Here is an 18,862-nt window from a genome sequence, read left to right on the forward strand (position 1 = left end):
CGGCGAGGAGACGATTACCTCTGATTTCATCTACGAATTGCGATTCGAGCGATTCGGACGTCATCGACGGAGCGCTACCGCCCAACCTGCGCCAACAAGCAGGGTTGCCGATCTTTCTCAACCGCGCGTCATAGTCGGGTTCGCAATTGCGGCCCGCAGCGAACGTTTTGCCTGCAAATGCTCAACAAGTCACGTGAAAGAGCCCGATCCGCCTTGCGCTGGACCCGTTGAACATCTGGATCGCCTCGGGTGTCGGCTTCAACAAAACCTGGCAGCCTTTTCTTTCGAAATAGGTCTCAGCTTCCGGTGACAAGTGCACGTTGCCCATCTGACCCGAGCCAATGACGACCTGGTCGCACCCCTTCTCGAAGAGGAACTTTGCCTCGTCTTCCGAAAGCACGTGCGAGGTACCATAGAGCTTCTTTGATAACTTCTTTTTCCGCTTCACAACCTCGCCGGAAAGACGAACGACGACGTCATGCTCGTAGGTTTTTCCGTCAATCGTAATCGTGCCAAATGTGGTGCCGTCAATCTTCATCGTGACCTCCTCCTGGTCATCCAACGCAGTGCTCGGCATGAACTGGCGCCACCAGATGGTCAAAGAGGCATCCGCTGGCTCTTTGAGCTTTGCATCTGCCACGCTTGCGCGCGACACGCTCGGCTCGTGACAGATCACCGTCGAGACGGCAAGCGCGCCGTCGACGCATTCCGCAACGGAGGTGCCAACACAACGATAAGGTTTGCGGTTGCTCAATCCAGCGTGGGCTGGGTTCCAATCCAGGGGCGACAAGTATCCCCGTAATCTGAGCCAGCTTTGTCTCCCCGGCGCGCAACGGTTGCGTGGCCGTGAGCACGATTCATCTTCCGTCTAGGCGCTTAGTCCGACGCGTCCTTGATTGCGGCCTCGAAGGTCTTGGTCTCGAAGGCCGGCATACTCTGGATCCGCCCCAGACCATGGGTGGAGTACCAGACAGAAAACGCGAGGACCGCCTCCGGCTTCGGGGCGTCGACAATGTCGACGAAATCGTAATAGCCTTGCGTGTAGTGGATCGATTCGATCTTGATACCCAGCTTGTCGAGCTTTGCCTTGGCCTTGCCGACCCGGTCCGACTGCTTTTTTGCCCACTCCGGGCTCAGATTTCCGAGCAATACGTATTTCATGGCCACCTCCACGGTACGTTGATGATCTTGCGCGAAGGACGACGCAATTATACGTCGTTTGGTGCACCACGCCTACGCCGTTTCGCGTCACGGAATTGTGTAACCGATCGCTTCAAGCGAGCCGACGTCCCGTCGGAGGTCTTTGGCAAAGTCAGCTTGCTCCTGTCCGTGGAGAAAGATGGTCAAGCAAGTTCATCGGCAGCGGAAACACCACGGTGGATGAGCGCTCGCCCGCTATGTCATGCAGCGCCGCGAAATAGCGCAGCTGCATCGCCAGCGGCTCCTGGGCGAGGACGTGACCGGCTTCGACGAGTTTCTCGGCGGCCTGCTGCTCGCCCATCGCATTGATCACCTTGGCGCGCCTCAGCCGCTCCGCCTCGGCTTGCTTGGCAATCGCGCGCACCATGGTCTCGTTGAGATCGACATCCTTGATTTCGACGGTGGTGACCTTGATGCCCCAGGCGTCGGTTTGCTGATCAAGGATCTCCTGAATGTCCGCGCTCAGCCTGTCGCGTTCCGCCAGCATCTCGTCCAGTTCATGCTTGCCGAGCACCGAGCGGAGTGTGGTCTGTGCCAGCTGGCTGGTCGCGACCATGTAGTTGCCGACCTTGATGATGGCTCGCTCGGGATCAATGATGCGGAAGTACAGAACGGCATTGACCTTGACCGAGACGTTGTCACGCGAGATCACGTCCTGGGGCGGTACTTCCTGCACCATGACCCTGAGATCGACCTTCACCATCTGCTGCACCACAGGAATGAGGATGAAGAGGCCGGGTCCCTTTACTCCGGTGAAGCGGCCGAGCGTGAAAATCACGCCGCGCTCGTATTCTCTAAGGATACGAATGGCTGCGGATAGTAATAGGACTATGACAATCGCGAGCGCTGCATAGGCCAGATAATCGAGCATCATGGCGCGTCTCCTTTATCGATCAGCGCGGGCGGCGGCGGACCACCAGGGTCAGATCTATGATATTGGCAACCTCAACCGTTTCGCCCGGCGTGAAGGTTTCAGCGCCACGCGCTCGCCAGCGTTCACCGTGTGCGAAGACGTGACCTTCGTTCTCGGTCCAGTCGAGCACCTTGGCAGACAGGCCACACATGGCTTGCGCGCCTGCTCGCACCGGAGACTTGCGGGCACGCCGCAGCGAGCCAAGTACGACGAGAACGAGGCCAGTGAAAATCGCCGCGGTGGCGCCGATGAGGGACCATGACAGCTGGAAGCCCGGCGCTTCAACGTTGAAGAGCATCATCGCTCCGAGCACAAAAGCAACGAGTCCGCCAAGGCCGATGACGACGGTCGGGTTGAAGGCTTCGATGGCGAGTAGCGTGATGCCGACCAGCATCAATCCGAGGCCGGCGTAGTTCGTGGGCAGCATATTGAGAGCGTAGAGGCCTAGCAGCAGGCAGATTGTCCCGACGACTCCGGGAGCAACCATACCGGGGGACAGGAACTCGAAAATCACGCCGTATGTGCCGACCATCAAGAGAATGAAAGCAACATTGGGATCGGTGATGACTGCCAGGAATCTTGAGATCCATCCGGGATCGATCGCTTCCTGGACGGCATCCTTGGTCGCGAGCTGCCGCATTTCGCCGCCTGCAACTTCCACCACGCGGCCATCGACGGCGTTGAGCAAATCGCTCGGAGTGCGCGCGATGAGGTCGATGACATTCGCTTGCAGCGAGCCATTGGCGGAGAGGGTGGCAGCCTCGCGGACCGCCTTCTCGGCCCAGTCGGCATTGCGGCGGCGCAGCTCGGCAAGACTGCGGATGAAAGCGACCGCATCATTCGTAGCCTTGGCCGTCATGGCGTCCTTCGGCTTTGGCTCGGACTTAGGTTGGCCGTCGCTGTCCTTGTTGTCTTTGCCGGTCTTGTCCGGGTTGCTGTCCGGCAGGCCGGGAAGCGCACCGCCGATCTGCACTGGCGTCGCGGCACCGAGATTGGTGCCAGGTGCCATCGCGGCGATATGGGTTGCGTAAAGGATGTAGGTGCCGGCGCTGGCCGCATGGGCTCCGGAAGGAGCGACGTAACCGATGACCGGAACGGGTGAAGCCAACACATCGGCGATGATCTCGCGCATGCTGGTCGTGAGGCCGCCTGGTGTGTTCAGACGAAGAATGACAATCTCGGCGTGCCGTTCGGCTGCCTTGGCCAAAGCGTCCTTCACGTAGGCGGCTGTCGCCGGTCCGATCGCGCCGTCGATCGAAATCGTCAGTGCAAGACTGTCTTTCCCCCTCGCCGTGACGGGAAGGGGGGAGGCCATCAGAGCGACGACTGTAATCGCCGCAACGAGAGTCGTCTTTACGGTCTGCACGGCAAGGACTCCCTTGCCATAAACATATGGGGGTTCCGCTCGGGAACCTCAATGTGTTCGCAAGGACCGGCACCTGGAGATGATGATATTCGACGCGTTGTGCGGTGCGGCCGGCCAAGTCAGCCGAGCGAAATCCTGTGGATATGCTTCCGGTTCACGTAATCAGCTCGAGGTCCTGCCTGAGTGCGACCAGGAAGCGGGCGGCTTCGCCGCCTGTTACCACGCGATGGTCAAAGGTGAGCGACAACGGCAGCACACGCCGCACTGCAGGCTGACCCCGATAGGCCACCACGCGTTGAGAAATCCGGCCAGCGCCGACAATAGCCGCTTGCGGCGGCACGATGATCAGATTGGCAAATCGGCCGCCGATCATCCCGAAATTCGACAGAGTAATGGTTGCGCCGCGTAATTCTTCCGGGGGTATCGAGCGCGCAATGGCGTCAGCCCGCAGCCGCTCGAGTCCGGCGCGCAAGTTCGATACGCTCCGCCCGGCGACATTACGCAACACCGGAACGATGAGACCTCCCTCGGTATCGACGGCGATACCGAGATCGACGCGTTCGATCAGACGCCGCTCCCGTGTGCCGGAATCATACCAGGCATTGAGTGCGGGTTCTGCCTTGCAGGCTGCCGCGATAGCCCGTGCCAGACGGATTGTTATGTCCTCGTCCGTCCGCCAATCGTCGATATCGGCCTCATCGGTGACGGTAGCCGCGACGATCTCGGAATGTGACGCGGTCATGCGTTGGGCCATCGCGCGCCGCAAGCCGCGCAGGGGCTCAGCGGGGCCGGTTCGGGACATGCTCCTTGCGGCCCGCTCGACATCGGCGCGCGTTATGCTGCCGCCCGGTCCCGTGCCCTCGACGAGTTCAAGAGCGACGTTGAGCTTGCGCGCCAGTGCACGTACCGCCGGAAATGCCTGAGGTTCCAGATCCGTCGGCCGCGCGGAAGGTATTCCCGCCGCAGGCGGACGCTCGTCGCCGCCCAGTTCACCGACTATTGTGCCGGTGTCCTGCTCAGCTCCCTCCGCAAACTCCACCAATGGCGTGCCGACCTTCACGAGATCTCCCTTGGCGCCAAAGAGGTGCGCAATGCGTCCACTCGACGGCGAGGGTATTTCAACGACCGCCTTGTCGGTTTCGACGGAGAGCAGTGGTTGATCCGTGACGATGTGGTCGCCCTCGTTGACATACCAGGTGACGATCTCCGCCTCTTCAAGACCTTCTCCCAGATCTGGCAGCATGAACCGGTGCATGGGGCAGAATCCATCGCGGTTAGCTGAACTGGCACAGCTTGCGTGCGGCGGTTACGATGCGTTCGACCGATGGCATATAGTATTGCTCGAGGCGGGCCATCGGGATGATCGTGTCGTAGCCGGTCACGCGGGTCACAGGGGCAAGCAGCGAGGCGAGGCCACGTTCAGCGAGAGTAGCGGCGATCTCGGCTCCGAAGCCGCCAGTGCGCGCCGCCTCGTGCACGATAAGGCAGCGCCCGGTCTTCGCGACCGAACTCAGTACGGCGTTTTCATCATAGGGTTTGAGCGTGGCAAGATCGATGATCTCGGCGGAAATGCCTTCGGCTGAAAGCGGATCGGCCGCGGCCGTGGTTTCCTTCAGCGCCGCGCCCCAACTGATTATCGTGATGTCGCGACCATCCCGGAGCACGAAGGCATGATCCAGCGGCAAGGCTTCGCCATTGTCTTCCACTGCGCCTTTCGCCGCGCGATAAAGGCGTGTTGGCTCGAGGAACACCACTGGATCGGGATCGCGGATCGCGGCGAGGAGAAGTCCATAGGCGCTTTCCGGCGACGAAGGCATGACGACGCGCAGGCCGGGAATATGGGCGAGCATCGCTTCGGTGCTTTCGGAATGATGCTCGGGCGCGCGAATGCCGGCTCCATGCGGTGTGCGCAGGACCATCGGACAGGTGAGCCGTCCTTGAGTGCGGTTGCGCATTCGGGATGCGTGGTTCACCAGCTGATCGAGGCATGGATAGATAAATCCCATGAACTGGATCTCGCCGACCGGCTTCAGCCCTTGGGCCGCCATACCGACGCAGAGCCCGCTGATGAGGAGTTCGGCAAGCGGCGTATCGAGCACGCGCGCCGAGCCGAAGCGCTTCTGGAGGCCCGCAGTTGCGCGAAAGACGCCTCCGTTGACGCCGACATCTTCGCCGAGCACGACCACGCCTGGATCATCCTGCATCGCCCGTGCTAGCGCCAGATTGATGGCCTCGACCAGGGTCATCTCAGGCATCGCGCTCTCCCGCGAGTTCATGGCGCTGCGCGGCATAGGCCTCTGGCAGATTGGCATAGAGATGATCGAACATGGTCTCGGGCTGGCGTGGTGCGGTGGCCAGGTAGCGTTCGACTGCCGCCTCGATACGCTCATTACAGTCGGCGGCAAGCTGCTCCTCGTCCGCCTTGCTCCACATTTTCCGGCTGAGAAGATAGCTTCTCAGGCGCGCGATCGGTTCTTTCTTCCAGTGAGCCTGGACTTCGTCGGGAGAGCGATAACGCGATGCATCGTCGGAGGTGGTGTGGTCACTGAGTCGGTAGGTGACAGCCTCGATGAAGCGGGGGCCCTTGCCTTCGCGGGCCGCGGCAATGGCTTCTTCGGCCGCGGCGCGCACGGCGAGCACATCGCTTCCATCGACCTGTTCGCCCGTGAATCCGGCGGCGATAGCCTTCTGAGCCAAAGTCTCGCAAGCAGTCTGTTGTCGTAGCGGTACCGATATGGCCCATTGATTGTTGGTGGCGACGAACACCACCGGCAGATTATGGACACCGGCAAAATTCATCGCCTCGTACACATCGCCCTTCGAGGTGGCGCCGTCGCCGAACACGCACACCGCGACGCGTGGCTCCTTGCGTAGCTTGAAGGCATACGCAACGCCGGCGGCATGCGGCGCCTGGGATCCGACGGGGACGCAGAACGGGAAATCATGCTCCGGTCCGGAGAAGTGATTGCCCCGCTCGTCGCCGCCCCAGAACAGCAGGATCTCCTCCAGCTTGACGCCACGCCAGATCAGCGCACCATTGTCGCGATAGGAGGGAAGCAGCACATCTTCCTCCCGCATTGCGCTGGCAATCCCGACCGATACCGCTTCCTGGCCGAGCGAAACGGCATAGGTTCCGAGCCGACCGGTGCGCTGCAATGCAACGGCCTTTCGGTCAAACAGTCGCAACAGCAGCATGAACCGATAAAACGCAACGAGTAGCCTGGCGTCGGAAGCGAAGGCGGGGAGTGGACGGTTGATCGAGCCGTCGGGCGCGAGGTAATTGCGGTAGCGCACTTCGAAGCGCGCGATCACGGGGAGCTCTTGATTTGCTCTTTTGCTGGCCACGCTCTCACTCCGGAGCGATGCTGCCTCCACAGATCGTCATGTGGCGCTTGCACGCGCGCTTTGCAATACCATGGCAGGTTCGCTCTGGCGTGCTTTCGGCCCGCGGGAGGCTACGAAGTAGGCCGCCAGTGGCGACTTGCAATCGCCTTCCGGCAGCCTACCATGGATAGCGCAGCTCACCCTATAGGAGCGCGGCCATGGAACTCGCCGTGGTACCCATCGTCAAGCCGGATGTCGCCAACTTCATTTTCGGCCAGTCGCATTTCATCAAGACCGTGGAAGACCTTCACGAGGCGCTGGTGGGCGCGGTTCCGGGTATCTGCTTCGGGCTGGCCTTCTGCGAGGCCTCCGGTAAGCGGCTGGTGCGCTGGTCGGGAAATGACGAAGCCGCCTTGGTCCTCGCACGTGACAACGCATTGGCCATCGGCGCCGGCCACACTTTCCTGATCTTCCTTGGCGACGGATTCTTTCCCGTCAACGTGCTGGCCGCGGTGCGCGCGGTGCCGGAGGTCTGCCGCATCTATTGTGCGACAGCCAACCCGACACAGGTGATTGTGGCTCAAACCGAGCTGGGGCGCGGCGTGCTCGGCGTAGTGGACGGTGCCTCACCGCTGGGTGTGGAGACAGACGCTGACATTGCGTGGCGGAAAGACTTGCTGCGTAAGATCGGCTACAAGCTGTAGTGGCCATTAAATCGCCGCTTGTGATGGACCGTCGAAGAAATACAGCCGGTCGGGATTCACGGCGAGGCGAAGCCGATCGCGGACTTTCGCGCGGACGGTCGGCTCTACTGCTGCCGCCATCGTGCTGGGGCCAACCTTCACGTCCAGGAGGATCTCCGACCCGAGCTTCTCGACGACCTCGACCATGGCATCGAAAGCGACGTCTGCCGGGTCGCTGCTGGAGGCCAGGCGCAGGTCCTCCGGGCGGATTCCAAGTGTGACGTGTTCTCCCACATGCTTACGAAGCCGGCCCGCGACCTCTGCCGGAAGTTTGATATGGATGCCTTCGTTGTTGGCCCATAGGAGGCCGTTCGCGTCAGCGGCGATCGTTACCGTCGCGAAATTCATCGCGGGCGAGCCGATGAACCCGGCAACGAAGCGGTTGGCGGGCGCATTATAGAGTTCGAGCGGCTCACCGACCTGCTGAACGACACCATCTCTCATGACGACGACGCGATCGCCGAGTGTCATCGCTTCGACCTGATCATGGGTCACATAGATGGCGGTGGTGCCGAGGCGAGCATGGATCTTCTTGATCTCCACCCGCATCTGGACGCGCAGCTTGGCGTCGAGGTTCGACAGCGGCTCGTCGAACAGAAACAATTTCGGATGCCGAACGATGGCGCGGCCCAAGGCGACACGCTGGCGCTGGCCTCCGGAGAGTTGTCGCGGCTTGCGCTGCAGCTGCGCCTGGATGCCGAGGATCTCGGCCGCAGCCTTCACGCGCGCGTCGATCTCCGCGCGACCGAACCGGCGCATCTTCAAGCCGAACGCCATGTTGTCATAGACGTTCATGTGCGGGTAGAGGGCGTAGTTCTGGAACACCATGGCGATGTCGCGATCCATTGGTGGTAGCTCATTGACGATCTTGTCGCCGATCAGGATTTCGCCCGAGGTGATGGATTCGAGCCCGGCCACCATGCGCAGCGTCGTGGTCTTGCCGCAGCCCGAAGGGCCGACGAGAACCACGAATTCCTTGTCATTGATCTCGAGGTTCACGTCCTTGACGGCATGGACCCCGTCAAACGTCTTGTTCAAGTTGCGTATCACGACCGGCGCCATGGTTCACCCCTTGACCGCTCCGGTGAGACCGGCGACGTAGTACTCGACAAAGAACGAGTAGATGAATGCGATCGGTATGGACCCCAAAAGGGCGCCTGCCATCAGCGAGCCCCAGTAGAATACGTCACCGCGGATCAGTTCCGACGTGACGCCGACTGAGACGGTCTTCTCCGCGGGGGAGGACAGGAAGACCAGGGCATAGATGAACTCATTCCACGACAGCGTGAATGCGAAGATCCCGGCCGAGAGGATCCCAGGCACTGCGATGGGAAAGATGATGTAGAGCATCGCCTGCCAGCGGGCCGCACCGTCGATGCGGGCACATTCCTCGAGCTCCCGGGGGATCGCCTTGAAGTAGCCCATCAAGAGCCAGGTGCAGAAAGGAATCAGGAATGTGGGATAGGTCAGGATCAGCGCCCACGGCGTATCGCCGAGGCGAAAGTTGCGGATGATGTCAGCCAAGGGAATGAAGAGAAGTGTCTGAGGAACGAGGTAGGTGATGAAAATTGCGGTGCCGAGCATGCCGGCGAACCGGAATTTGAGGCGGGAGAGCGCGTAGCCGGCCAAGAGCCCGCAGAACAGCGAGATCAGCGTCGCAGCAATCGAGATCAAGAGGGTGTTGAGCATCCAGGTGCTGAACAACGTCTCCTGCAGCAGATAGGTGATGTGATCGAGGGTCGGATGCGCGGTCCAGAACGGCGCGTAGTTCGGCGCACTCCAGGGGCGATAGAGTTCGCTGTCGGGCCGTACCGCGGTGACCAGCATCCAGTAGAACGGAAACAGCAGTGTGAAGATAAAGGCGCAGAGCGGGATGTAGAAGAAAATCCAGCGGCGCCATTTTGCACCTTCGATCATGGCTCAAAGGGTCTCCACCCGGCGGACGTAAAGAAGTTGCACGATCACCACGACGAGCAGGACCGGAAACATGGCGAGCGAGATCGCCGCGCCCTGGCTCAACAGCCCGGTGCCGACGCCGACCTGGTAGGCATAGGTCGCGAACAGTTGGGTGGCGTTGGCAGGCCCACCCCGGTCAGCACATAGACGAGTTGAAAGTCGGCAAACGTCTGGATGACCGAGAACAGAACCACCACCATCGTGACCGGCAGGAGCAGCGGCCAGGTCACGTACCAGAATCGTTGCCAGGGCCTTGCGCCGTCGATCGCCGCAGCATCCTGCAATTCCGGATTGATCGTCTGCAGGCCGGCCAGGAGGCTGATCGCGTAAAACGGAACGCCGCGCCAGACATTGACGATGATCACGGAGATCAGCGCCAGGCTCGGATCACCCAGCCAATTGATGCGGCTGTTAATGATGCCGAGCCTGAACAGCGTCCAGTTGATCACGCTGAAAGTGGGGTCGAACATCCACTTCCATGCGAAGGTCGAGAGCACCGTGGGGATGATGAACGGTAAAAGGATGAAGGCGCGTGTAAGGGCCTTTCCCTTGAAGTTGCGATTGAGGAGAAGCGCAAGCCACAGGCCGAGAGCGAGCTTGAAGACGGTCGTCACCGCCGTGTAGACAATCGTGTTCCACACCGCGACACGGAAGATGCTGTCATTCAGCAGCCCAAGGAAGTTCTGCATCCCGACAAAATTGCCGGGTACGCCGACCTTGGCATCAGTCACCGATAACTCCACGCCCTTAACGAACGGGTAGGCGATGAAGAGGCCGAGCAGTACCATGGTCGGCACCAGCAGCACGAGCGCGAGCCAGCGCTCGTCCTCGAGAAGGCGCGTGACCGGCCACCGGCGCACGAAGCCCGTGTAGGTGTCCGATGTCGTTGTGACGTCGCTGACGGCCATCTCAGGTCCTCTCGACCACGGCCCGCTCGCCCCTAAGTTCATTTACCGTCCCGCGCTTCAGGGCCGGATCAGGTTCTAGGCGTGGACGCTCGCAACTTCCCCATGCGCCCAGTTCACTGCGTCCTCGGCCGCCATTCCCTGCACCGCCTTCGCGTACATATCGATGATGATGTACTTGCTCAGCACCTCGGCCGCGTGCCGGTCGGCCGGCCCCTCATAGCCCGGGAAGCGGCCCGCGCGCGCGGCCGTTCGGAAGGGCAGCATGACCGGATCCTTCTCCCATAGCTTGTCCTTCTCCCAGATCGTCGTCGCACCAACCGTATAGCCCTGCTGGGTGTCGAACCATTTCTGGTAGACTTCCTTCGAGGTGATCCAGCGCAAGAACTCCTTGGCCGCCTTCTGATTGCTGGAATAAGCGAGCAGCATATTGGACATCGGCAGGTGATAGCCAAACTGACCCGCCGCGCCCTTGGGGAGAGGCGCGTGCAGGATGTCCTGCCAGAGTGGCGTGCCCTTCTCGGTCACATAGGCCTCGGGCTTGCGCTTGGCCTCAAGGTAGATCGAGGCTCCGTTCAGCGTGCAACTGCAGGTGCCCGAAAGGAACGCGCGATTGTTGCTGGAATCGTCCCAGGCAAGCCCGCCTTCATCATAGGCGTCCTTCCAGAAGGCGGTCATGAACTTGACCGACTCGGTCGTCTCCTTGGAGTTCAGCACAACGGTCTTGCCATCGGCCTGCACTTCCTTGCCGCCGAACGACCACATATAGGGATAGGCGTAGGTTGGCGCGTCGCCGAAGGTGTGGCCGAGTGTCTGTCCCATCGGATGTCCCTTGGCTTTGAGCAGCTTGCCTGCGGCACGATACTGCTCCCAGTCCTGCGGGAATTGGCCTGCGGGATAGCCGACCTCCTCGAACCAGGACTTGCGGTAGGCCAATAGCGCACCGACAATGCACCAGGGAGCGGCGAGCCATTTCTTGCCGTCATTGGCGACGACCTTCGATTCATCGTAGTAACCCCCCTGGGCCTTGCCGATCTCGTCGGCGACGTCGCTGACGTCGACGACGCTCTCGGGGTAGAGCTGCGGCCAGTTGTTGAGAGCACATATGATGTCCGGACCGGAGCCGGATTGGATCGCAGACGTGGTGCGGGCCTGGATGTCGTTGCCGTTGATCATTTCGATCGTGAGCTTGATGCCGAGCGCCTTCTCGCACTCCGGGACTATCTCCTTCAGGAGCAGGGCGTCGGAGGCGGGAACGAAATCGTTCCACCGCAACCAATGAAGTGTGGTCGCCTGGGCGTAGGCTGGCGCCTGCTTCAGGGCAAGGATTGATGCTATTCCTCCCGCCCTTGCCGCGAGTGCACCGCCGCCGGACAGCTTGAAAAGCTCACGCCGACTTATGCGCGCCATGGTATGTCCTCCCTGTTAGCTTGTGCCGAATTCTCCTCTTTTGGAAGTCCGTAAAGGATTTGGGCGTGAAGGAGTTGAGATTCAACATGCCAAATGTCCATGCCGTCGCAAGGCGAGCGGCTCCGATCTCGCCCAGATCGATAGTTCAAATTCTGCGTTAACAGGATACCTGTGCGGCTGGGTTGCTCGCCAGGTTTAGGCGCTGCGGCTTTCAGGCGCTGCGGCTGGCCGGCGGAAAACGCGGTGCAACAAAATTTTTGCGGGTGCGCAACGACGTTTCGATGCCCCTTCCGGCGGACTGTAACGCGCGCCGGTCTTCTTGAGCTGATCGAAGAGCCACGCACTAGTGGTCCTCCAGCGGGACCGGCGAACTAGGTCACAGCGCTCTTCTTCTTGAGCACCAGCTTCATGGCAACACCGCCATCGCGCGAGTCATCAATCCACAATTGGCCGTCGTAGAGCATGGCCAGATCCCGGGCGATTGCAAGCCCGAGCCCGGTGCCGGGTTTTTGTTCGTCGAGCCGCACGCCGATGTCGAAGATGCGCGCTCGATGCTCCTTGGGGATGCCGGGGCCATCGTCCTCCACCGAGATCAGAACGGTGCTCCCGAGGTCGGCGACTGCGACAACGACGCGTTGGCGTGCCCATTTGGCGGCATTGTCGAGCAGATTCCCGATCAGCTCGATGAGGTCGTTGGGATCGCAGCTCACCACGATGTTGGCGTGTCCTTCGACCTGAAATCGCTTGTCGCGTCCTGCACCAAATCGCGAATAGGTGCTGATCAGCGTTTGCAGGATATCGGCCAGCATCGCACAGGATCCGGCATTGGTCGAAGCCGACGCGCGGGCGCGCGCCGTCTGGTAGTCGATCAACAGGTTCATCCGCGAGCACTGCTCCAACAGGATCTTTGCCTTCTGCTCGTTGCCGGATGCCCTCAGCTCCTTCGCTTCCTCGTTGAGAATGGCGAGTGGAGTCTTCAGCGCATGAGCGAAGTTCCCCGCCAGGACGCGGGCGCGCTCGACCATGCTGAGGTTGGCACTGATCATCCCGTTCAACTCGGTGACCAGGGGCATGATCTCGTCGGGCAGATCTTCGGGCAGGCGGTTGGTCTTGCCGGTGCGGACCGCCGCGACCGCAGTGCGTATGCGCGCAAGAGGCCGCAGGCCATAGGCAACCTGGGCGTAAGCGGTGCCCACCATCGCGAACGCCATCAGGCCGAGCGCGGTCGCGAGCGTCAAGTTCAACTGCTTCATCTCATCGCTGATCAGCCGCTCATCGGCGCCGACACGGATTTCGACGGCTTGCTGCAAATGCGGCGGCTGGCTGATGTTTCGGATCAGACGCATTGGTCCGGTAGGGCCCTCGACGTTGATCGGGACGGTGTTCAACTGAGCACGTTCCTGTTCAGGACCGGACGGAAGCGACAGCGTGTCCTGCAATGAGGATGAACGGATGGTGGCGCCATTCGGCAGCAGGACTTGCCAATAAAGACCCGACCGCGGGGGAGAAAATCGGGGGTCACTCAGGTCTCGCGCGATGAAAGGCCTCACCTCGGAGTCGATTCCCACGAGGCCGATGAGCTCACGGGCGTGATCCTGAAGATCATGATCGAACTGCGCCGCGACGACTCGGCGGAACACGGCCGAAAGCCCGATCCCGCTCACGAGCAAGACAAGCGAGATCCAGATCGCTGCGCCAGCGATCATGCGAGCACGGAAGTTGCGGCCGAACATTGGTCTATCCGATGCGATATCCCATGCCTCTGATCGTGCGAATGCAATCGCGTCCGAGCTTCTTCCTGAGCCGGGCGATGTAGACTTCCAGTGTATTCGAATCGCGAGAAGCGCTGCCCGAATAGATGTGCTCCAACAGCTCGGGCTGGGAAACAATCCGATCGGGGCGGCGCATCAGGAACTCGAGAATACGCAATTCGAGCGGACTCACGCTGACTGTCTGGCCGCCCTTGCTGACGAGGCCGGCGGCTGCATTCACTTCGATCTGGCGCTGCCGCAGCACCGCATCCGGCTTGCTGGAGGCGCGACGGAGCAACGAGTTGATGCGGGCGACGAGCTCCTGCGCTTTGAACGGTTTTTCCAGGTAGTCATCCGCGCCTGCGTTGAGTCCATTGACGCGTTCCACCCAGCCGCTGCGGGCGGAGAGGATCAGGACAGGCAGCGTGCGCCCTGCGTGCCGCCAGCGTTGCAGCACGTCGAGGCCGGATACGCGGGGCAGGCCGAGGTCCAGAACGGCAGCATCATAGGTCTGAGTGTTGCCCAGCATCCACCCCTCGTTCCCGTCCGTCGCAAGGTCTGCTTCGAATCCGGCTTCAGTCAGGCTTTCCCTGATCCGGTCGGCGTAAACAGCCTCGTCCTCTATCAGCAAGATGCGAATGGTAGCCACCCCGGTCGCCCACTATGGATCTGCCTTCGTCGCGCTGCGTATTACGGGTCGACGCCGAGCTGCTTCGCAGCCTCCGCGATCCGAGTTCGTTCCTCGCTATCGTCGGCAAAAACGGATAGCGCCCGCTGCAGCGACTGTCGCGCCAGCTCGGCCTCGCCCAACACGACCCGCGAGCGGATCAGTTTGATCCAGCCTTCTGCATCGCGCGGTGATTGTTCGAGCCGGCTTGCAAGATTGTCGACCATGCCCCGGATCATCGCGCCGCGGTCCTGTGGCGACATGCCTTGCGCGGCGCGGACGTCTTCCTGACTCGGACCTCGTGGAGCAGCAGTCTCCGTCGACGACTTTGCCTGGTCGGAACGGAGCAGCTCCTGCATGCGTTCGGCCGAGAGGTCGGGGCTGCTTGATGCTGGAGCCTGATCCTCTCCGAGTTCGGCCAGTCGCCGCTTCAGGTCGGGCAGCCACGGCTCGTTCGGATCGGCGTCCGATATGATCGCCTTCCAATCGGCGATTGCGCCTTCCTTGTTGCCGTCCTGTTCTTTGGCGAGACCAATGAAGAAACGCGCGCGTGCGTCTTTGGGATCGAGCCTGAGCGCTTCATCCAACTCTTTCTTGGCCGCGGCGGTCACGGTGCCGTCGGCGGCTCGCACCAGCGCTTCGCCACGCGCACTCCGGTACTCGGCCGAGTCGGGGCGCAGCTCGATCGCGCGTGCGTAGGCTTGAGCCGCATCAGCAAAACGCTCGATGTTGAAGAGAGACCAGCCGAGCAGCCGCCAGCCATCGACATCCTTCGGATTGCGCTCCAGGCGCGTCTGCACACGCTGGATCATCTCCTCGACCGGAGGCAATCCGCTTTGCTGTGGCGTGCGGCCTTGCGAGTCCTGGGCGGCCGCAGGCTGCGACGACGCAGCGCCTTTGGTGGTCGCGACGGATCGGACGTCGGCCACAGATCTTGCGGCCGGTTCGCTGCCCGCCTGTCCCGGGGATGCGGAAGGGACGTCCGGACTTCCGATCACCGCATAGAGAACGACGGAACCGAAGACCACGATGCCAGTAACGACGGTGAGCGCAAATTTGCGTTCGGAAGAAGTGAGCGGAGATGCCGTCGCCACGTCAGCGCGGTCGGCCGCGAGAATACGTCGCTTGATCTCGATCGCGGCACCCTCGGCCTCCGTCTCGTCGATCAGACCGCGTGCCGCTTCCGCCTCGATCTCCCTGAGCTGGTCTCGGTACACGGCGACGCCCTGAGCGGACGCCAACTGCGCCCGCTCGAAGCGGCGGATGAAGGGAGTCGATATCAGGACGGCAGCGGCGGAAATCATCGCCGTCAACACCAGCCACAGCATCATACGGAGCTCCGTCTGTCGAGAATCGCCTCGATTGCTTTGAGTTCGTCTGCATTGAGCGCAGGAGTCCGCGCTGCAGCGCTCGCATTGGCTGCTGCACCACGGACGTAGCGGCCGAAGCCGATGATTGCCACGAGCAGCGCCAAGAACGGTCCGAGCCAAAGCAAGACCGTGTTCCACTGCAGAGGAGGCTTCAATAGGACAAAGTTGCCGTAGCGGGCGACGATGAAATCCACCGCCTGCCGATCGCTGTCCCCGGCCAGCAGGCGCTCTCGTAGCAGCACCCGAAGGTCGTGCGCCAAGGGCGCGTTCGAATCGTCGATGCTCTGGTTCTGGCAAACGACGCAACGCAGCTCCTGGCTCAGGATGCGTGCGCGTCCTTCGAGCCTTTCGTCCTTCAGCATCTCCTCCGGAAGCACCGCCCGGGATGGCGACACCAGGACCGTCGACACGAGTAGCGCGGCGCACAATGCCAATCGTGTCAGCTGTGGCTGGGTCATGACTCGCTCCGTAGTGCCTTGAGCAGTGGCTCGAATTCGTCGCGCCAGACCTCCTCAGTGAGAGGACCTGGATAGCGGAAGCGGATTCGCCCGGTGCGGTCGATCACGAAAGTTTCGGGAACGCCGGTGACGCCGAAATCGATGCCGACCCGGCCTGGCTCGTCGGAGCCGACGCGGGTATAGGGGCTTCCGTGCCGGGCGAGCCAACGCGCACCGTCGCTGCGCGTATCCTTCCAATTCAAGCCAAAAATCGGGATTCCCGAGGTCTCCGCCAGCTTGAGCAGCATGGGGTGCTCGACGCGGCAGCCCGGACACCAGGACGCGAATACGTTGAGCAACATGACACCGCCCTTCAGATCCGTGTTGGAAAACCCTGCGTCCTTGCCGTCGAGCGAGGCCATGTTGAAGGAGGGCGTCGGCTTGTCGATCAGTGTCGAAGGCATCCTGCGCGGGTCATTGGACAGGCTGAATGCAAGCCCGGCGGTCAGTCCCATAAAGGCGAGAAGGGGGGCGAGGTAGGAAAGGCGCAACATCGGTGTGGTCCTACTCGGCAGGGAGGGCAGCAGCTATGGCCTGTGTGGCACGCCGCGGCGCGCCGACGCGAAGCCGGCGGTCGGCGAGCGAAACAAAGCCGCCACACGCCATCATCAGCGCCCCGATCCAGACCAGCGGCATCATGGGGTGATAGTAGAAGCGGACCGCCCAGGCCCCTTTGTCGTCGGGGTCGCCGAGCGTCACATAGACGTTCCACAACATGTTGGTGCGAATGCCGGCGGCCGTGGTGAGCTGCTGGCGGACCGGATAGAAACGGCGCTCGCTATAGAGCTGCGTGAACGGCTTGCCGTTTCGCGTGATATCGAAGACGCCGCGTTCGGCCTCATAGTTGGGCCCCGGCACCTTCCCGACCGAACGCAGCCGGACATCGTAGCCCGCGAGCTGCAGGCTTTGGCCGGGCCGGAGCATCTCGATCTTCTCGTTGGCCCAGGCCGTCATTCCGGTGATGCCTGCGACCGTGACACCCATGCCGGCGTGGGCAAGCACCAGGCCATACACCGCAAGCGGCGTCGTGCGCGCAAGGCTCAGGGTCGTCACCAGCGGCGTCGACATGCCGAGGCGCGTACGGTGAGCCAGCACCATCAATGAGCCGACGACCAACCAGGCAGCAATACCCAAGAAGAACGCAACCATGACGTGGCGCCCGAACGTCGCGACGAGTATCCCGATGAAGACGAGCGCAGCGGCGCCGGCGGCGGTCTTCAGCCGCTGGAGCGCCCCAACGAAGGCGTCACGCTTCCACCTCAGGACAGGGCCGACCGTCATGGCCAGCAGAAGCGGCACCATGATGGGAACGAACGTCATATTGTAATAGGGCGGTCCGACGGAAATCTTATCGTTTCCGATCATGTCGACCAGCAGCGGATAGAAGGTGCCGAGAAAGACCGTCGCTGCGGCGGTCGTCAGCACCACATTGTTGAGCACAAGCCCGCTCTCGCGGCTGACGGCGCCAAAGAGCGCACCCTGCTTCAGGGTGGGCGCTCGGATCGCAAACAGAGTCAATGCGCCGCCGGTCGCGACCACGATGATGGCGAGGATGAATGCGCCGCGGGTCGGGTCCTGTGCGAAGGCATGGACGCTGGTGAGCACACCGGATCGCACCAGGAATGTGCCGATCAGGCTTAGCGAAAAGGTCAGTATCCCGAGCAAGATCGTCCAGCTCAGGAGCGTATTCCGGCGCTCGACGACCAGGGCGGAATGGAGCAGAGCAGTGCCGGCGAGCCACGGCATGAAGGAGGCATTTTCCACGGGATCCCAGAACCACCAGCCGCCCCAGCCGAGCGTGTAGTAGGCCCAGGCGCTGCCAAGCGTGATCCCGATCGTCAGAAAGCACCAGGCGGCGAGCACCCAGGGACGAACCCAGCGCGCCCAACTCGCGTCCACCTTGCCCTCGATCAGCGCCGCAACTGAGAATGAGAACGCCATCGAGAAGCCGACATAGCCGAGATAAAGAAACGGTGGGTGGATCGCCAGGCCTGGATCCTGAAGAATTGGATTCAGTCCATTGCCTTCGATTGGAGGATCGACAAGCCGGGTGAACGGGTTCGAAGTCGTGACGACGAAGGTCAGAAAGCCAAGACCGATCATCCCGTGCACGGCAAGGACATTGCTTAGCAGTCGATCCGGCAGATTCGTTCCGAACAGTGCGACCGCAGCCCCGAACAAAGACAGGATAAGAACCCACAACAGCATGGAGCCTTCGTGATTCCCCCAGACTCCCGAGATTTTATAGAGAAGCGGCTTCAGCGTGTGCGAGTTGGCAGCGACGACCTGGACTGAGAAGTCCGAATGCACAAAGAGCGAGGTGAGGCACGCAAAGGCGATCGCGATGAACAGAAATTGGCCGAGAGCAGCCTGTCGAACGAAGGCAGCAATCACGGGTTCTTGTCGCCTCAGTGCGACGAAAGGCACGATCGACTGCACGAGCGAGGTGAAGAGCGCCAGAATGAGAGCAAACGATCCGGCTTCTGCTGTCATCTTGTCCCCCGTTGGACGCGCCTATTCCTGCAACAGACTATCAAGTGTCCGTGATGCGCGCGCACTCAAGGCGGCGAATGGGGCATCAATCGTACAAAATAGTGAAGTTCATCAGATTGCGGTTTGGTTGCACTTGCAACTCATTGTTAGTAGACGCACGTCGGCGCGATGCGCCCAAGGTTTTCGCTGCGATGCATGCTCGCTAGCATTTGCAAGAATGGTAGTTGGAGAGTGGCTGCGTCTTTGCGCCGCAGCTAAAGCGTGCGA

17 protein-coding genes and 1 pseudogene are annotated in these 18,862 nt (G+C 61.5%); 1 reads left to right on the forward strand and 17 read right to left on the reverse strand.

Annotation, left to right across the window (positions count from 1 at the left end):
- Positions 1-181: 181 nt before the first annotated feature.
- From ACQR1W_RS23555 to pdhA, 7 genes are all read right to left on the reverse strand, one after another.
- Complete coding sequence (locus ACQR1W_RS23555) at positions 182-754, reverse strand: Mth938-like domain-containing protein (protein ID WP_434853040.1); 573 nt, start codon at positions 752-754, stop codon at positions 182-184.
- A gap of 122 nt (positions 755-876) precedes the next feature.
- Positions 877-1,161, reverse strand: a complete 285-nt coding sequence (locus ACQR1W_RS23560) for a GYD domain-containing protein (RefSeq protein ID WP_008972333.1) — start codon at positions 1,159-1,161, stop codon at positions 877-879.
- A gap of 151 nt (positions 1,162-1,312) precedes the next feature.
- Positions 1,313-2,074 (reverse strand): slipin family protein, encoded by a 762-nt coding sequence (locus ACQR1W_RS23565; protein WP_434853041.1) that lies wholly within the window; start codon positions 2,072-2,074, stop codon positions 1,313-1,315.
- Between the two features lie 19 nt (positions 2,075-2,093).
- Positions 2,094-3,479 carry an NfeD family protein gene (locus ACQR1W_RS23570; RefSeq protein ID WP_434853042.1) on the reverse strand — a complete coding sequence of 462 codons (1,386 nt, stop codon included), beginning with the start codon at positions 3,477-3,479 and terminating at the stop codon, positions 2,094-2,096.
- Positions 3,480-3,633: 154 nt separating this feature from the next.
- On the reverse strand, positions 3,634-4,734 hold the full coding sequence (locus ACQR1W_RS23575) for a dihydrolipoamide acetyltransferase family protein (RefSeq protein ID WP_434853043.1): 1,101 nt from the start codon (positions 4,732-4,734) through the stop codon (positions 3,634-3,636).
- Positions 4,735-4,753: 19 nt separating this feature from the next.
- A complete protein-coding gene (locus ACQR1W_RS23580) occupies positions 4,754-5,734 on the reverse strand; it encodes an alpha-ketoacid dehydrogenase subunit beta (RefSeq protein WP_434853044.1) in 981 nt (326 codons plus the stop codon).
- Positions 5,727-6,791, reverse strand: a complete 1,065-nt coding sequence (gene pdhA, locus ACQR1W_RS23585) for a pyruvate dehydrogenase (acetyl-transferring) E1 component subunit alpha (RefSeq protein WP_434853045.1) — start codon at positions 6,789-6,791, stop codon at positions 5,727-5,729. The genes ACQR1W_RS23580 and pdhA overlap by 8 nt, the downstream gene beginning before the upstream one ends.
- Before the next feature lie 230 nt (positions 6,792-7,021).
- Between pdhA and ACQR1W_RS23590 the strand changes: the two genes are divergently transcribed.
- Positions 7,022-7,507: an adenosine-specific kinase gene (locus tag ACQR1W_RS23590; RefSeq protein ID WP_434853046.1), complete on the forward strand. Its 486-nt coding sequence runs from the start codon at positions 7,022-7,024 to the stop codon at positions 7,505-7,507.
- A gap of 6 nt (positions 7,508-7,513) precedes the next feature.
- Here the strand turns inward: ACQR1W_RS23590 and ACQR1W_RS23595 are convergent, their stop codons facing one another.
- The 10 genes and pseudogenes from ACQR1W_RS23595 to ACQR1W_RS23640 all read right to left on the reverse strand — a co-directional run bounded on the left by ACQR1W_RS23595 (position 7,514) and on the right by ACQR1W_RS23640 (position 18,595).
- On the reverse strand, positions 7,514-8,608 hold the full coding sequence (locus ACQR1W_RS23595) for an ABC transporter ATP-binding protein (RefSeq protein WP_434853047.1): 1,095 nt from the start codon (positions 8,606-8,608) through the stop codon (positions 7,514-7,516).
- Positions 8,609-8,611: 3 nt separating this feature from the next.
- Entirely contained in the window at positions 8,612-9,463 is an 852-nt protein-coding gene (locus tag ACQR1W_RS23600; RefSeq protein ID WP_434853048.1) for a carbohydrate ABC transporter permease, read from the reverse strand.
- Between the two features lie 3 nt (positions 9,464-9,466).
- A pseudogene (locus ACQR1W_RS23605) lies at positions 9,467-10,410 on the reverse strand (carbohydrate ABC transporter permease).
- A gap of 75 nt (positions 10,411-10,485) precedes the next feature.
- Positions 10,486-11,817, reverse strand: coding sequence for an ABC transporter substrate-binding protein (locus ACQR1W_RS23610; RefSeq protein ID WP_434853049.1), 1,332 nt, complete (start codon positions 11,815-11,817; stop codon positions 10,486-10,488).
- A gap of 371 nt (positions 11,818-12,188) precedes the next feature.
- Positions 12,189-13,550 carry an ATP-binding protein gene (locus tag ACQR1W_RS23615; RefSeq protein ID WP_434853050.1) on the reverse strand — a complete coding sequence of 454 codons (1,362 nt, stop codon included), beginning with the start codon at positions 13,548-13,550 and terminating at the stop codon, positions 12,189-12,191.
- A 4-nt stretch (positions 13,551-13,554) separates the two neighbouring features.
- Complete coding sequence (locus tag ACQR1W_RS23620; RefSeq protein ID WP_434853051.1) at positions 13,555-14,217, reverse strand: response regulator transcription factor; 663 nt, start codon at positions 14,215-14,217, stop codon at positions 13,555-13,557.
- 41 nt (positions 14,218-14,258) lie between these two features.
- The gene (gene ccmI / locus ACQR1W_RS23625; protein ID WP_434853052.1) at positions 14,259-15,566 is read right to left on the reverse strand and encodes a c-type cytochrome biogenesis protein CcmI; all 1,308 of its coding nucleotides are present in this window, start codon (positions 15,564-15,566) and stop codon (positions 14,259-14,261) included.
- Positions 15,563-16,063 carry a cytochrome c-type biogenesis protein gene (locus tag ACQR1W_RS23630; protein WP_434853053.1) on the reverse strand — a complete coding sequence of 167 codons (501 nt, stop codon included), beginning with the start codon at positions 16,061-16,063 and terminating at the stop codon, positions 15,563-15,565. The genes ccmI and ACQR1W_RS23630 overlap by 4 nt, the downstream gene beginning before the upstream one ends.
- Positions 16,060-16,596 (reverse strand): DsbE family thiol:disulfide interchange protein, encoded by a 537-nt coding sequence (locus ACQR1W_RS23635; protein WP_434853054.1) that lies wholly within the window; start codon positions 16,594-16,596, stop codon positions 16,060-16,062. The genes ACQR1W_RS23630 and ACQR1W_RS23635 overlap by 4 nt, the downstream gene beginning before the upstream one ends.
- A 10-nt stretch (positions 16,597-16,606) precedes the next feature.
- A complete protein-coding gene (locus tag ACQR1W_RS23640; protein WP_434853055.1) occupies positions 16,607-18,595 on the reverse strand; it encodes a heme lyase CcmF/NrfE family subunit in 1,989 nt (662 codons plus the stop codon).
- Positions 18,596-18,862 lie beyond the last annotated feature (267 nt).

Origin of the sequence: Bradyrhizobium sp. HKCCYLS1011 (assembly GCF_051167795.1) — a bacterium.
In the GTDB taxonomy this organism is placed as follows: Bacteria; Pseudomonadota; Alphaproteobacteria; order Rhizobiales; family Xanthobacteraceae; genus Bradyrhizobium.